Source organism: Pseudomonas sp. 05L36 (assembly GCF_056398125.1).
Genome location: NZ_JBFTOU010000001.1, coordinates 206,597 through 219,513, shown reverse-complemented (window position 1 = coordinate 219,513; position 12,917 = coordinate 206,597). Strand labels below are relative to the sequence as shown.

14 protein-coding genes are annotated in these 12,917 nt (G+C 54.6%); 7 read left to right on the top strand and 7 right to left on the bottom strand.

The genetic code is table 11. The annotated features are described in order from the left end of the window. The first annotated feature begins 90 nt into the window (after nucleotides 1-90). The 3 genes from AC1DKH_RS01010 (at nucleotide 91) to AC1DKH_RS01000 (ending at nucleotide 1,066) form a co-directional block, all read left to right on the top strand. On the top strand, nucleotides 91-372 hold the full coding sequence (locus AC1DKH_RS01010; protein WP_477797128.1) for a hypothetical protein: 282 nt from the start codon (nucleotides 91-93) through the stop codon (nucleotides 370-372). A 65-nt stretch (nucleotides 373-437) separates the two neighbouring features. Next, on the top strand, nucleotides 438-665 hold the full coding sequence (locus AC1DKH_RS01005) for an AbrB/MazE/SpoVT family DNA-binding domain-containing protein (protein WP_477797127.1): 228 nt from the start codon (nucleotides 438-440) through the stop codon (nucleotides 663-665). After that, on the top strand, nucleotides 662-1,066 hold the full coding sequence (locus AC1DKH_RS01000; protein WP_223616278.1) for a hypothetical protein: 405 nt from the start codon (nucleotides 662-664) through the stop codon (nucleotides 1,064-1,066). Before AC1DKH_RS01005 ends, AC1DKH_RS01000 begins: the two co-directional genes overlap by 4 nt. Before the next feature lie 84 nt (nucleotides 1,067-1,150). Here the strand turns inward: AC1DKH_RS01000 and parS are convergent, their stop codons facing one another. Beyond that, nucleotides 1,151-1,612, bottom strand: a complete 462-nt coding sequence (parS, locus tag AC1DKH_RS00995) for a type II RES/Xre toxin-antitoxin system antitoxin (protein WP_223616279.1) — start codon at nucleotides 1,610-1,612, stop codon at nucleotides 1,151-1,153. A gap of 870 nt (nucleotides 1,613-2,482) precedes the next feature. Next, the gene (locus AC1DKH_RS00990) at nucleotides 2,483-2,851 is read right to left on the bottom strand and encodes a hypothetical protein (protein ID WP_223616280.1); all 369 of its coding nucleotides are present in this window, start codon (nucleotides 2,849-2,851) and stop codon (nucleotides 2,483-2,485) included. Between the two features lie 201 nt (nucleotides 2,852-3,052). Here AC1DKH_RS00990 and AC1DKH_RS00985 point away from each other — a divergent pair, with 201 nt between their 5' ends. Then, nucleotides 3,053-4,624: a hypothetical protein gene (locus AC1DKH_RS00985; RefSeq protein WP_223616281.1), complete on the top strand. Its 1,572-nt coding sequence runs from the start codon at nucleotides 3,053-3,055 to the stop codon at nucleotides 4,622-4,624. Between the two features lie 445 nt (nucleotides 4,625-5,069). Beyond that, a complete protein-coding gene (locus AC1DKH_RS00980; RefSeq protein ID WP_223616282.1) occupies nucleotides 5,070-5,960 on the top strand; it encodes a Fic family protein in 891 nt (296 codons plus the stop codon). A gap of 167 nt (nucleotides 5,961-6,127) precedes the next feature. Here the strand turns inward: AC1DKH_RS00980 and AC1DKH_RS00975 are convergent, their stop codons facing one another. Continuing rightward, complete coding sequence (locus tag AC1DKH_RS00975) at nucleotides 6,128-6,751, bottom strand: hypothetical protein (protein WP_223616283.1); 624 nt, start codon at nucleotides 6,749-6,751, stop codon at nucleotides 6,128-6,130. A gap of 222 nt (nucleotides 6,752-6,973) precedes the next feature. Between AC1DKH_RS00975 and AC1DKH_RS00970 the strand changes: the two genes are divergently transcribed. Both AC1DKH_RS00970 and AC1DKH_RS00965 read left to right on the top strand, forming a co-directional pair. Further along, nucleotides 6,974-7,177 carry a hypothetical protein gene (locus AC1DKH_RS00970; RefSeq protein WP_317851344.1) on the top strand — a complete coding sequence of 68 codons (204 nt, stop codon included), beginning with the start codon at nucleotides 6,974-6,976 and terminating at the stop codon, nucleotides 7,175-7,177. 251 nt (nucleotides 7,178-7,428) lie between these two features. Beyond that, a complete protein-coding gene (locus tag AC1DKH_RS00965; RefSeq protein WP_223616284.1) occupies nucleotides 7,429-7,638 on the top strand; it encodes a hypothetical protein in 210 nt (69 codons plus the stop codon). Between the two features lie 755 nt (nucleotides 7,639-8,393). Here the strand turns inward: AC1DKH_RS00965 and AC1DKH_RS00960 are convergent. The 4 genes from AC1DKH_RS00960 to AC1DKH_RS00945 form a co-directional block, all read right to left on the bottom strand. Beyond that, a complete protein-coding gene (locus AC1DKH_RS00960; protein WP_223616285.1) occupies nucleotides 8,394-9,722 on the bottom strand; it encodes an ammonium transporter in 1,329 nt (442 codons plus the stop codon). 201 nt (nucleotides 9,723-9,923) lie between these two features. Then, nucleotides 9,924-11,258, bottom strand: coding sequence for an FMN-binding glutamate synthase family protein (locus AC1DKH_RS00955; RefSeq protein WP_223616286.1), 1,335 nt, complete (start codon nucleotides 11,256-11,258; stop codon nucleotides 9,924-9,926). 15 nt (nucleotides 11,259-11,273) lie between these two features. Continuing rightward, nucleotides 11,274-11,957 carry a GltB/FmdC/FwdC-like GXGXG domain-containing protein gene (locus AC1DKH_RS00950; RefSeq protein ID WP_223616287.1) on the bottom strand — a complete coding sequence of 228 codons (684 nt, stop codon included), beginning with the start codon at nucleotides 11,955-11,957 and terminating at the stop codon, nucleotides 11,274-11,276. Nucleotides 11,958-11,968: 11 nt separating this feature from the next. Continuing rightward, nucleotides 11,969-12,874: a class II glutamine amidotransferase gene (locus AC1DKH_RS00945; RefSeq protein WP_477797126.1), complete on the bottom strand. Its 906-nt coding sequence runs from the start codon at nucleotides 12,872-12,874 to the stop codon at nucleotides 11,969-11,971. Nucleotides 12,875-12,917: the final 43 nt, after the last annotated feature.

Genomic DNA, 12,917 nt, shown 5'->3' with positions numbered 1-12,917 from the left:
AGCTTGAGCGACTGCTCGCTGGACTCTTAGCATGCTGCTCAATGTACCAATCGAATAGCTAGTTCTTGGCTTCCGAATAGGAGTTACAAATTGCTTAAACGTCCCGACAAAGACGCGCTCCGTGCAATGCTGGAATCGCAAGTTCAAGAAAAGCTGCAGCACGATCCAGACGCGGTAACGACTTATGCAGCCCAGCCTGTACCTGACCGAAAACCGTACACCAGCAAACCCACGGTTCAGGACAAGGCATTTCACAAAGAGCTCGAGCAGATGCGTGCAGACGCCGAAGCTGGAGTGATACATACGCCTAAGCGCGAGCCGGAGGACGGAGGCGCTCCTAGCCTTAAGCTTGATGATTATCCGGATTTGTAAAAGGTGTCGCCGAGCTTCTAAGGGGATTGAATGGCCTGCCGAACCAAAGGCAATGGAGACCACCCGTGAGAAAGCCACCTATGAGAATCGTGATCGAAGAATGGGATGGTGACGGTGCGATTCGAATTCCCGATGAGGCATTGCAAGAGTTGGAGCTTGATGTCGGCGACTCGTTGTATCTGATCGAGGAATTTGTCGGCAATGCGCGCTGCCTTGTCCTATCAAAAACGCCTCAGATTGCGGATCGAATAGACGAAATCACTGAGGCCTGGAATGGCGGACAACAACGATGATTGACACGAATCGTCTCTGGCAGCGCGAACGCAAACGGCGCTATGCATTATGGGATTTAGAAAGGCTGCATCCTGGCTCTGATCAAGCAATACAGCTCCTCGCGATTCTTGATGAAATTGAGCAGCTAGATCGTGACGACCCCATTGGCGATGCAGTCGCCATTTCGGTTGATAAGCTACGAGAATGCGTTCCAGAAACCGAGATCGAAGGAGTCAGCGGATCCCACTTCGTAGTCATGCTTGACGAGCACATACCAGAACCATGGAAAACTCGTTTCGAAGAAGCGAGTATCGGATCTACTCGATTGCGGCAAGGCTGTTATGCGAGAGATTGGCATCGCTTTTTACGACTATGGACAGCCGAGATGCAGCACCTAGCAGCGCATAGGGAGATGCGTTAGAACCTGATGGGGTATTCGTCAGCCTGAGGATTGTCAGAGGACGCCAGGATGATGGAACCCATCAAATAGTCCGCCTGCCGAGTCTCACACAAGAACTCCCCTCTCCAGCTGGCCGATAAGATCCAGGACAGCTTTCGTTTCCACCCTCGTCCTCAGCATGTCGATTGGACGCTTCGACCCGAGCCCTCGAACCGGCGAGCTCATCCATTCCGTTGCTGCGGTCTTATCGTTTTCGAAGAGAGAAAGGGCTTCGTCAAACAGAACTACCAATGCAACCAGGCGGTCGCTTTCTACGGTGTCGAACCGCCCTGCTTTCGCCCTACGGGCCATCGTTGTGGGAGACATGCAAATAGCTTTGGAGACAACCCCGCGCTGCACCTGCAAGAGGCTCGCTATCCGTTCAAGGTATTCGAAAGGCAGTCCTTCGCGAACCAGGTCATGAAGCATGGAGCCGCGTGACGGCAGCCCTAAGGTAATCCAAATGCTCTTTGGGATCTGGGGCCCTGGTTGGTATTCTTTGATCGATGACAGCACTTTCACCTCCATCTGAAAAACCTACCACCAAGCCGGGCCAGGTGGCCCGAACCAGCGACATCTCCAACCGTGCGGCAAACCTATAGGTTTATCCAAGTGTCGAGCCTACAAATTCAGGCTGGCAGCAGGTTTTCACCTCCAACCGTGCAATGAACTACAGGTTTACCCCAGCAAATTCTCCCCGCCGTAATCGTCGTTGTGGCACGTGCAGGAAATCCTGCTGCATCTGCAGCACGCTCGCTATCCGCTTGAGGAATTCGAAAGGTAACCGGGGCGAATGAAAAGCGCTTCAAGCACGGATGTATCCCGGTACAAGGCACCGGAATCCTGTGTACGCCGACCGGAGTTTGGTGAGCGTTTCCTGGCCGAAGCAGCCACCGGAATTTGGTGTACGGCCCGGGTTACGTGGCCTGCAGCCGACCGGAGTCGAATATCGGAGGTTTTATCTCCCGCCCTCCATCAGCAGCATCTCTGGCACCGGATCGACATAGGGCACCGGAATCCTGTGTACGCCGACCGGATTTGCTGAGCGTTTCCTGGCCGAAGCGACCACCGGAATTTGGTGAGTGGCCCGGTTTACGTGGCCCGCAGCCGGCCCGAGTCGAATACCGGAGGTTTTATCTCCCACCCGCCATCAGCAGCTTCTCTGGCACCGTTCGGTGTGCAATCGGCCTCGGCACCGGAATCCTGTGTACGCCGACCGCAATTTGCCGAGCGTTTCCTGGCCGAAGCAACCACCGGAATTTGGTGAGCGGCCCGGTTTACGTGGCCCGTAGCCGGCCCGAATCGAATATCGGGGGTTTTATCTCCCACCCTCCATCAGCACCATTCGCCTTCCATTCACCACTTAATGTGAGGGCCTCTAACGCAAAAGATTGTACGTTACTGGGTGGCTACACTCGAACCAGGAGATGGGCCTTCGCTGAAGGTGTAGTTGATGACGACATCATTTCTGATCAGGACATCCAGAGTTTTCTGAGTACCCGTTGTCGTAACCTTCATCGTCACGATATAGCTTTGCGCATGAGCTGAGCCGTTCGTGTATGTGTAGATCCACTTCTCGTCGGTTTCACTTACAGCACTTTTCGTGTAAGGCTCACCAAAGAGCGATTTCAGCTCCGTAGTTGTCGTCTTCCCCTTCTCTAACCTAGTCACATTTTCCGAGGAGAAGTCTCGGCCAGCGGTGTAGTGGGAAGTGGCGCAGCCCCCGAGGATGAAGCACATTCCAATTGCTACGATGAGCTTGTTCATGGTCGTCCTTGATGAAGTGAAAACTGGAGACTAACGTTCTCAGCACCAAAATGCCATTACGTAAAGGCAAGTTTTGACAGGTGGCAAGCACCCTTCGGGGTTGACGAAAGCGCCCGAAGTTACTTGGGCTTTTCCTAGGGGGTCAGGTCAAATTTTAATCGGTATAATCCACCTTATTGAGCATAGGGATGGATAGCACTGTTGGCCAAGAAGAACCGGGACGATTTCCTTCAATCTACTATCACAGTTATGCGTCAGCGAGCGGGCGAAGTTTGCTCAAACCCCGATTGCCTAGTACCTACCGCCGCTCCGTGCGGTAGTGACAAGGTCACGAGCATTGGCGTGGCGGCTCACATTCATGCCGCAGCACCAGGTGGAAAACGCTATCTCGCAGGAATGACTCGGGAAGAGCGGATACACATAGATAACGGTCTCTGGCTGTGCTCGAACTGTTCGATCATGATCGACAGAGACGTTGAACTGTTTCCCGCAGAACGGCTTTTTGAATGGAAGGTAGCCGCTGGTAATAGGGCCACTGAGGCACTGGGCAAAAGGCCTGAGCGCTCTGAGGATACGATAAGCAAGTTGATTGAGGCCCTGGATAACAGGCAACCTAAGCTCAACCTTGCACAGGCGATTGCTAAAGCCCACCGTGATCAGGAAGAGTTCCTTGAGCGGCTAGATCATCGCTTTGCTGTCACATCCCACCTTATCGACGGCAAGCCCTGCATCGAGATCAAGGCCAAGGAAACCGTAAACGTCCGACTCCAGGTAAGCACGACGCCAAACAAAGGGTACGCAGAGGGGTTCAGGAATCTTTTCGATCATGGTAAGAAGTTTGAGATTGATCTGCTAGATGCTTCCGTCCATGGATCTGATCTTCTCTCTCACCTTTTTACCGAAGACGCCAAGGTGGGTGGAAAGATGGTCTTTAGCCCGTCAACCCGCACTGCATCTGCCCGAATCGAACTCGTTGATCCGAAAACCAATCTGGTCGACCACGTGACAGTGGTGACGGGCGAGATTACTGCCGGCAAAAAGTCGATGCAGTTTGAGGGCAAAGCCTTTGAGGGTTTATTCACCGTTGGCTTCAATAAAAACCTTGTAGAGGATGGTTCGCCTCAAACCATCACCATGCATATCGACCTTGGCCAATGGGAGAAGCGACCACTGGCCTCCCTTCCGTACCTATCGAAGGTGGCAAAACTTTACCAACGCCTGGCAGACGGCTGGGAGCTCTCACTAATCATGGAGCACAAGGGCGACGTTATTTTCAGTGGCACAGGTGATTTCAAAGCCTGTGCAGATGACATTCAAGTACTCAACGCCTTCATGATTTACACAACGAGAGCACGCAGTGTTTCGATGCTGCTTCAAAAGCCAATCACATTCACCAAAGACATCACGTTCGACAGTCAGGAATTGACTAATCTCGAAGACATTCGCCGAATCCTAGAGAATCAAGGCCAGGTTCCAAGGGAAAATCTAACAAAGCCGATGATCGTCGATGTGATCTATGATGACAGCATCGATCAGTTTGAAATCTTGGGGGCAAACAGTCCAGGAACCTTGCGATTCATTGAAAGCGAACATGGGGCGGTTGCGGTTTTCGGTCAGGTAATCAGGCTGCCAAAAAGGGTTCTGCTTGTCGAAGGGTTTATTCCTCAGATCAAGCAGAAGAAGAGAAAGTGGAAGAACGGAGACTTCATCAAGCTGACCCTAAAGCCTATCGAAGGCTACGCTGTGACTAATCTCTACGATCAAGGTATTTGACAGAGTTGAAATCGGTGTAGGGTCAAGCTTTGCTTTGCGGATATCTGGCACCGTTCGGCGTGCAACAAACCAAACTATCGACATAGGGCACTGGAATCCTTTGTTCGCCGACCGGAATTTGGTGAGCGTTTCCTGGCCGAAGCGACCACCGGAATTTGGTGAGCGGCCCGGTTTACGTGGCCCGTAGCCGGCCCGAATCGAATATCGGGGGTTTTATCTCCCACCCTCCATCAGCAGCATCTCTGGCACCGGATCGAAATAGGGCACCGGAATTCTGTGTACGCCGACCGGAATTTGCTGAGCGTTTCCTGGCCGAAGCAACCACCGGAGTTTGGTGTGCGGCCCGGTTTACGTGGCCTGCAGCCGGCCCGAATCGAATATCGACCCAAACTCATCGGTGATGGCGGATGATGAATGAAACAATATCCTTTTATAGATATCTCAGATGACCGCTGATCAATGGCTTATTCCGTCCCTGCCCGAATCGATTCCTCCGTTGATACTGGCGAAAGCAGACGTGCTTGTAACGAAAACAGCTTTCCTTGCCGGCCTGCTCGCACCTGAAAGTGCAGCATGCTTGAGCAGACAGCTGAAGGTCTCTGACGCTGAGTACTCGAGGATCATCGACGGGTACAACACTGACCTGAAGGTGCTAGAAGACGCAACCAACTTGGCTAGCACGCAGTCCATATTGAGGGAAATCACCGAGCTTCGTCGACGTCTCATTGCGGCGCTAGCCCACCACCATCACCTAGTACAAACTCAACCGCTATCTGACGGTAATGGGGCTGTGGCGAGGTTGATCGTTCATATGCATTTCGCTCAGATCGGACTGCATCCGCACTTGTGGTCGCTGCCTCGTGGCATAGCTCGTAGACGGGAGGAGTATCAGGCTGCACTGGGCCTAACTGGTGGCACGCAAGGGAGACAACCTTCTGGTGGTTTCCAGCGAACAGACAAAGCCCTTCTCGGCTTCATCGCGTTCATGCTTGATGTCTGCCATGAAGAGGTCGACTACATGACTGCTGCCCTGAATCGCCGCAAGCTTCGTGAGTCTGTTACGAATGCGTTCAACACAAACTCACGCTTAACAGAGGCCGGGATCAGAGCAGAAATTGCACCAGCTTTCCTGGCGCTGTTGATTCAGGGTGCGCTTCCTCGCTCTGAGTTCAATACCTTTACTGGGCTTCAGTCTGAAGCAGCAAGCAATCAAGTCGGCAGGTTGATCGACATCGGCCTGGTCGTGAGTCCGCCATCTGATCTCCTCACACTTGAGATCGCCTTACCAGACTGGTTTGTAAGGGAGCTTCTTCCGGATTTGCACGAGATTTGGTAGCTCTGATCGTCAAGATGCAGCTTGGCAGATACGACAGATGCTTCGGGCAGCATTGCCGTTCAGGGTTTACGTCGAGCCGGGCCATGAGGCCCGAAGCAGCGACATTTAGAAGTGCCTCGACTAGCCACACATCGTACCTGCAGTCCCCCACGGCCCCGTCCTAATAGCTAGTAGCATACGAGATGGCCGTCTTCGTCTAAATACGGAGCATACACCGTGGAGACAGTCGGTTGCTCGATCTGAGCCGCCAGATACCCAGCAACCCATAGCTGCTCCACAAGCCAGAACGCTTCCTCAAAGTTGAGCCGGAATGTCCTATCGTCAATGCCCAAGCATGGAAGATCGAGATCATCATCCAAAGCAATCACGAGCTTGTAATAGTCAGGCTCGCAGTGAGGAAATTCTGGGCGCCGAAAAGACCCTGATGCGCAGAACTCAAATCCTTTGTTCCTTGATTCATAAATTTGCAAGGAATCACGTTTAGTCGATAACGTTCGCGATTGGATCAATTGATACCAGGTAGCATAGGTTGCCAATCGCGATATAGATTCCGCACTACCTTCGCATATTCCGAGGTTCGAGTAGGTCAATAACATCTTCGCCAGACTTTTAGACACCTCAGCACACTGCTGCGCGGTGAAGCAATATTCGGAATCGTCAATGAGAAATGACACTTGGCCATCTATCACTTCGAGCGATGCCAAGTACGCTCCATCAGTACAACCGTGCCGCTTCATCGAGTGCTCGACCACAAAGACGACTTTGTTTTCATCAAAGTTCTTAACCGCCATGAATCATCCACCAAGCAAGATCACATAAATATGTAATCGGCTTGCTGCCGGTCAAACTTGAATAAAAACTAACAAATTCCAGCTCACTGAACAATCGCACCCACTATCGTTCATACTGCATTTAATATAATGCAAAAGATGAAAACTCGTTATTACAGTCTGTCGGTCTTCTCGCCCATGGAGCGTAGAGTTTTGAACGCTTGATCTCACCATCAACTAACGATTCAGGTAACGACTTATGCAGCCCAGCCTGTACCTGACCGAAAACCGTATACCAGCAAACCCACGGTTCAGGACAAGGCATTTCACAAAGAGCTCGAGCAGATGCGCGCAGATGCTGAAGCTGGACTGATTCATAAGCCAGAACGCGAGCCGGAGGACGATGGTGCTCCAAGCCTTAAGCTTGATGATTATCCGGATCTGTAAAACGTGCCACGGAGAAGCTACAGGCGAGAACGGCTTGCCGGCTCATAGCAATGGAGACCACACGTGAGACATTGAATGCTGAACATCCGAGGCAGTTGGGAATGCTCGCATCGCGTAGTACCCAACGAGCCGATACACATCTCAGCCCCTATTCTGAGCTTCCAGGATGAGTTCCCAATTTGGAAACAGTGACCCCTGAGCCAGGAGCTGCACCCGCCTGCTACGCTGACCTCTTCCACGGAGGAATCACAATGTCGAACGCAGACCTACTCCCTTCGCTACTCTTCAAAATCAATCAAAACCAGGTAGCCCTCGAAGCCGCAATCATGGAACTCACGCTTTGGGTCGAGCAGCGAGGGTCGGATGATATTGGAGACAATGTGCGCGGAGCACTGGCAACGATCAGCAAGAATGAAGAGTTCATCAACATGACGTTAGCGGTGCTGATGACGCCCGAGTGACAACTTCTTCATGTCAGACAGTTATCAGCCAAGAACAGGTGCACGAAACGTGGACTTTTTGGCCCCCTCGTCGACGTCCCGCCCATCGAACACAATCCCCATATCGCAGTAGTGAATCAATGACACATCGCTGGTATTCTCGCCGACAAGTTCGTCATTCATTAAGGGATGGAGGCGAAAATAGAAGCTCCGAAGCCGCGAACCTTCGGGGCTTTGCTTTTTATGTTTGGGGCTGCGCTGAGCAAATCGGTCATTCACAGCTCGGAAAACTCTTTCTCCCTCAAGCTCGCACTCGATTGACCAGGAACTGTGCCCAGCCATCCTCAGCTAGAGGAACAGCCTGAAGGGCAGACCTGCTCCCTTCCCTACTGTTCAAGATCAATCAAAATCAGTTAGCACTTGAAGCCGCGATCATGGAGCTGACGCTTTGGGTCGAACAACGCGGATCAGCAGAGATCGCCAGTAATATTCGAGGTGCTTTGGACACAATCAGCAAGAATGAATAGTTCATCAATATGACGCTAGCGTTGCTCATGGCGCCAGAGTGAGCAGGTCTCAAGTTAGGTTGGCTAGCCGGGCCTCGATGGCCCGAACGAGCGACTAGCCGCCCTCCTCTTATACAGCCTGTCGACGCATCCTCACAAAGGTAGCGGTCTATCCTGAATGACCTGCTCCATGACAAATGTTGAGGGCAGCTGCTGCACATTGGAACGTGGCTGTCTAAGTCACACAAGGTGACTTAGACACTCGAGCGATTATCGATAGTTGTAAGCGCTCTCATTATGCTCGGCCAAGTCCAGGCCCATCTCTTCGACATGCTCGTCTGCGCGCAAGCCAATCAACGCCTTGACCACTTTCAGAATGATCCAGCTGGCCGCGAAGCAATAGACCGTAGTGAACAACACGCCCTTGATTTGCGCGACCACCTGAACGCCCATGGTCACGCCTTCGACTAGACCGCCAAGCGACGGCACGCAAAACACGCCGGTCAATACAGCGCCGATCATGCCGCCGATGCCGTGCAGTCCAAACACATCGAGGCTGTCGTCATAGCCAAAGCGTTTCTTCAGCACCGTGACACTCAGGTAGCAAAACACGCCGCAGAACAAACCGATTGCCAGAGCACCACCGACACCGACGTATGCACACGCCGGCGTAATGCCGACCAGACCGGCCAAGGCACCACTGGCCAAACCCAGCGCACTCGGTTTGCCGACCCTGAACCACTCGGTGAACATCCAGCCGAGGATACCGGCACAGGCGCCCAGTTGAGTGTTCAGCATGACGATGCCCGACAGCCCATTCAACCCGCCACCAGAGCCAATATTGAAGCCAAACCAGCCGACCCAAAGCATTGCAGCGCCGACCATGGTCAGGCTGAGATTATGCGCGGGCATCGGCGCGTTTTCGTACCCTTTGCGCTTGCCCAGCATCAAGCATGCTGCCAATGCCGCGACACCAGCGTTGATGTGTACTGCGGTGCCGCCAGCGAAGTCCAGCACGCCCCAGTTATGCATCAAGGCCCCCGCCCCGCCCCAGACCATGTGCGCCACCGGCGCGTAAACCAGGGTGAACCAGATCGCCATGAACAGCAGTGCAGCGGAAAACTTCATGCGCTCGGCAAAGGCACCCGCAATCAGCGCAGGAGTGATGATTGCGAAGGTCATCTGGAAGGTCACAAACACGCCTTCGGGGATGTCGCCCACCAAGCTTTCTGGCGTCATGCCCGCGAGAAACGCACGACTCAAGCCGCCGACGAAGCTATTGAAGCTGACTTGGCCCTCAACCATGTTGGTGGTGTCGACCACCATGCTATAGCCATAGATCACCCACAACACTCCTACCAGCCCGGCGATACCGAAGCACTGAGTGAACAGCGACAACATGTTCTTGGCCCGCACCAGACCGCCATAAAACAGCGCAAGGCCCGGCAGACACATGAACAACACCAGTACCGCCGCCGTGACCATCCACGCGGTGCTGCCGGTATTGAGGGTTGGCGAATCGGCCGCATGGGCCAGAGGAATGCAGGCGCCGAGCGCCAGTAATGCGAGAAGAGATTTGCCGGGTAGACGGTTAACCATTGTCGAAGCTCCTGCGATGAATGGAAAAGTGTCTGGCAGAAAGCGAGGTAGAAGAGACGGGCCTTGGTGGCCTCTTGTTGTGTAATAAATAGAGCTGTCTTTGTGGGAGCGTACTCGCCCGCGATGGCGGCATGTCTGACAACACATGTGTTGCAGACAAATTTCTATCGCGGGCAAGTACGCGTTGAAGCGGTTATCGACTCAGTACTGCTGGCCTGGGATCCACGAGGTTCCTGCCAGTGGTACCCGAGCCATAGCTGCCGATTCCACGGTCAAGGCCACCAGATCCTCGGGATCGAGGTTGTGCAGGTGTGACTTGCCACAGGCGCGGGCCATGGTTTGCGCTTCCAACACCAATACACGCAAATAGTTGGCCAATCTGCGTCCACCCTCGACCGGATCAAGCCGTTTCGACAGCTCCGGATCCTGGGTAGTGATACCTGCCGGGTCACGGCCGTTCTGCCAGTCGTCATAGAAACCAGCGGCCGAACCGATTTTCTTCAGCTCCTCGTCCAGACGCGGATGGTTGTCGCCCAGGGCGATCAATGCCGCGGTACCGATTGCCACTGCATCAGCGCCAAGTGCCATGGCCTTGGCCACGTCAGCACCGTTGCGGATACCGCCGGAGACGATCAGTTGCACTTTGCGGTGCATGCCCATTTCCTGCAGCGCCTGCACCGCCTGTGGGATGGCTGGCAGAATCGGGATGCCGACGTGCTCGATGAACACTTCCTGGGTCGCCGCAGTACCACCCTGCATGCCATCGAGCACGATAACGTCAGCACCGGCTTTCACTGCCAGCTTGACGTCGTAGTACGGGCGGCTCGCGCCAATCTTCACGTAGATCGGTTTTTCCCAATCGGTGATTTCACGGATTTCAGCAATCTTGATCGCCAGGTCGTCCGGCCCTGTCCAGTCAGGGTGACGGCACGCAGAACGCTGATCGACGCCGATCGGCAAGGTTCGCATTCCAGCAACACGCTCGGTGACTTTCATGCCCAGCAGCATGCCGCCACCGCCGGGTTTGGCGCCCTGACCCAGAACGATTTCGATGGCATCGGCCTTGCGCAGATCGTCCGGATTCATGCCGTAACGTGACGGCAGGTATTGATAGACCAAATGCTGCGACTGACCACGTTCTTCCGGGGTCATGCCGCCGTCACCGGTGGTGGTGCTAGTACCAGCGATGGTCGCGCCACGGCCCAGGGCTTCCTTGGCGTTGGCGGACAGTGCGCCGAAGCTCATGCCGGCAATGGTTACTGGAATCTTCAGGTGAATCGGCTTCTTGGCGAAGCGGTTACCGAGAATCACGTCGGTGCCGCACTTCTCGCGGTAGCCTTCCAGTGGGTAGCGGGAAACGCTGGCGCCGAGCAGCAGCAGGTCATCGAAATGCGGCAGCTTGCGCTTGGTTCCGCCGCCGCGAATGTCGTAGATGCCGGTTTCGGCGGCACGCTGGATTTCCTGGATGGTCAGGCGATCAAAGGTGGCCGACTCACGCAGTACTGGAGGGGCTTTTGGATTAGTGGAATCGCTCATGTTCTTGCTCCTGGATCAGTACGCGGAGGCGTTATCGACTTTGAAGTTGTACAGCTGACGGGCCGAGCCGTAGCGCTTGAAGTCCGAGGATTTCTCGTTGAAGCCTGCACGGTTCAGCAGCTCCTGAAGCTCTTCCAGATGCTCGGCACGCATCTCTTTCTCGATGCAGTCCGAACCCAGTGATTCGACCTTGCCTTTGACGAAGATTTTGGTCTCGTACAGTGAGTCGCCCAGCGCATCGCCCGCGTCGCCACAGACAACCAGTCGCCCGGCCTGGCCCATGAAGCAGCTCATGTGACCGATGCTGCCGCCTACAACGATGTCGATGCCCTTCATGGAGATGCCGCAGCGCGCGCCGGCATCGCCTTCGATCACCAGCAAGCCGCCATGAGCGGTAGCTCCCGCTGCTTGCGAGGCGCTACCTTTGACCCGCACGTAGCCGGACATCATGTTCTCGGCGCAACCCACACCGACGTTGCCGTGCACGGTGACTGAGGCTTTTTGGTTCATACCGGCGCAGTAGTAACCGGCGTGTCCCTGAATATCCACGGACACCGCTTCGTTGACGCCAACTGCCAGGTTGTGAGCACCGTTGGGATGCATCACCACCCACTCGCGCTCTTCGAGATTTTTAACTTGATCGTGCAACGCCTGGTTGAGGTCGCGCACGGTGGAAGTGGAAAGATCGATAGTTTTCATGTGCGTGCTCCTTAAGCCGACTCGCGTTCCCAGATGTACATGGTGGCGGGAACGGGTTCCCAGACTTTGGCTTTCTCGATACCTGGCAGGCTCGACAGCGCTTGGTACTCCGAGGCCATGGCGACGTAGTCGTCGGTCTCGGCGAGGATCGCCGGCTTGCACGCGATTGGATCGCGGATCACCGCAAAACCGTTACGGGTGCCGATGGCGAAGGTAAAAAAACCATCCAGTGCTTCCAGCGAACTGTCCAACGCAGTCTTCAAGGAGTCGCCCTGCTGCAGGCGCCAAGCCAGGTAGCCGGCAGCCACTTCGGTGTCGTTTTCCGTATCGAAGTTGATTCCTTCGCGACGCAGTTCCTGACGCAGACGGAAGTGGTTCGACAGCGAGCCGTTGTGCACCAGGCACAGATCGGCGCCGGTGGAGAACGGGTGACTGCCTTCCATGGTCACGGCGCTTTCGGTAGCCATACGGGTGTGACCGATGATGTGGCTACCCTTCATGCTACCCAAGCCAAAACGCTCGGAGATCTCTTTGGGTAAACCCATGCCCTTGAGAATCTCGATGCTCTTGCCCGCGCTCATGATGCGCACGCTTGGGGCCAGTTCACCCAGCGCAGCACGCACCACAGACTCTTCTGCCTTGACCTTCAGCACCACGGCGCTGGCGTTCTGGAACCAGTCCAGCGACGCACCGAGCTTGCCTTCCAGCGCTGCAATCAGCGCCTTGAAGTCATAACCTTCGGTAGTTGCCTGCAAGGCCAACTTGACCCAGCCATCACCCACTTCATCACCGTAGATAGCAAAGCCGGCGCTATCCGGGCCACGATCGGTCATGGCTTCGAGCATTGGCTCAAAGAGCTTGCCGAGCTGGGATTCCAGCGCCGGATTTTTGAGGTAAAGCCCCACGATTCCACACATATTCATAACTCCTGGGCAGAAGATGCCCAACCCATTGGCTGGG

Excerpts from the sequence above, each read along its gene's own strand:
- AC1DKH_RS01000 (WP_223616278.1), top strand. The coding sequence starts at position 662 with ATGATTGACACGAATCGTCTCTGGCAGCGCGAACGCAAACGGCGCTAT.
- parS (WP_223616279.1), bottom strand. The coding sequence starts at position 1,612 with ATGGAGGTGAAAGTGCTGTCATCGATCAAAGAATACCAACCAGGGCCC.
- AC1DKH_RS00990 (WP_223616280.1), bottom strand. The coding sequence starts at position 2,851 with ATGAACAAGCTCATCGTAGCAATTGGAATGTGCTTCATCCTCGGGGGC.
- AC1DKH_RS00980 (WP_223616282.1), top strand. The coding sequence starts at position 5,070 with ATGACCGCTGATCAATGGCTTATTCCGTCCCTGCCCGAATCGATTCCT.
- AC1DKH_RS00975 (WP_223616283.1), bottom strand. The coding sequence starts at position 6,751 with ATGGCGGTTAAGAACTTTGATGAAAACAAAGTCGTCTTTGTGGTCGAG.
- AC1DKH_RS00965 (WP_223616284.1), top strand. The coding sequence starts at position 7,429 with ATGTCGAACGCAGACCTACTCCCTTCGCTACTCTTCAAAATCAATCAA.
- AC1DKH_RS00960 (WP_223616285.1), bottom strand. The coding sequence starts at position 9,722 with ATGGTTAACCGTCTACCCGGCAAATCTCTTCTCGCATTACTGGCGCTC.
- AC1DKH_RS00955 (WP_223616286.1), bottom strand. The coding sequence starts at position 11,258 with ATGAGCGATTCCACTAATCCAAAAGCCCCTCCAGTACTGCGTGAGTCG.
- AC1DKH_RS00950 (WP_223616287.1), bottom strand. The coding sequence starts at position 11,957 with ATGAAAACTATCGATCTTTCCACTTCCACCGTGCGCGACCTCAACCAG.
- AC1DKH_RS00945 (WP_477797126.1), bottom strand. The coding sequence starts at position 12,874 with ATGTGTGGAATCGTGGGGCTTTACCTCAAAAATCCGGCGCTGGAATCC.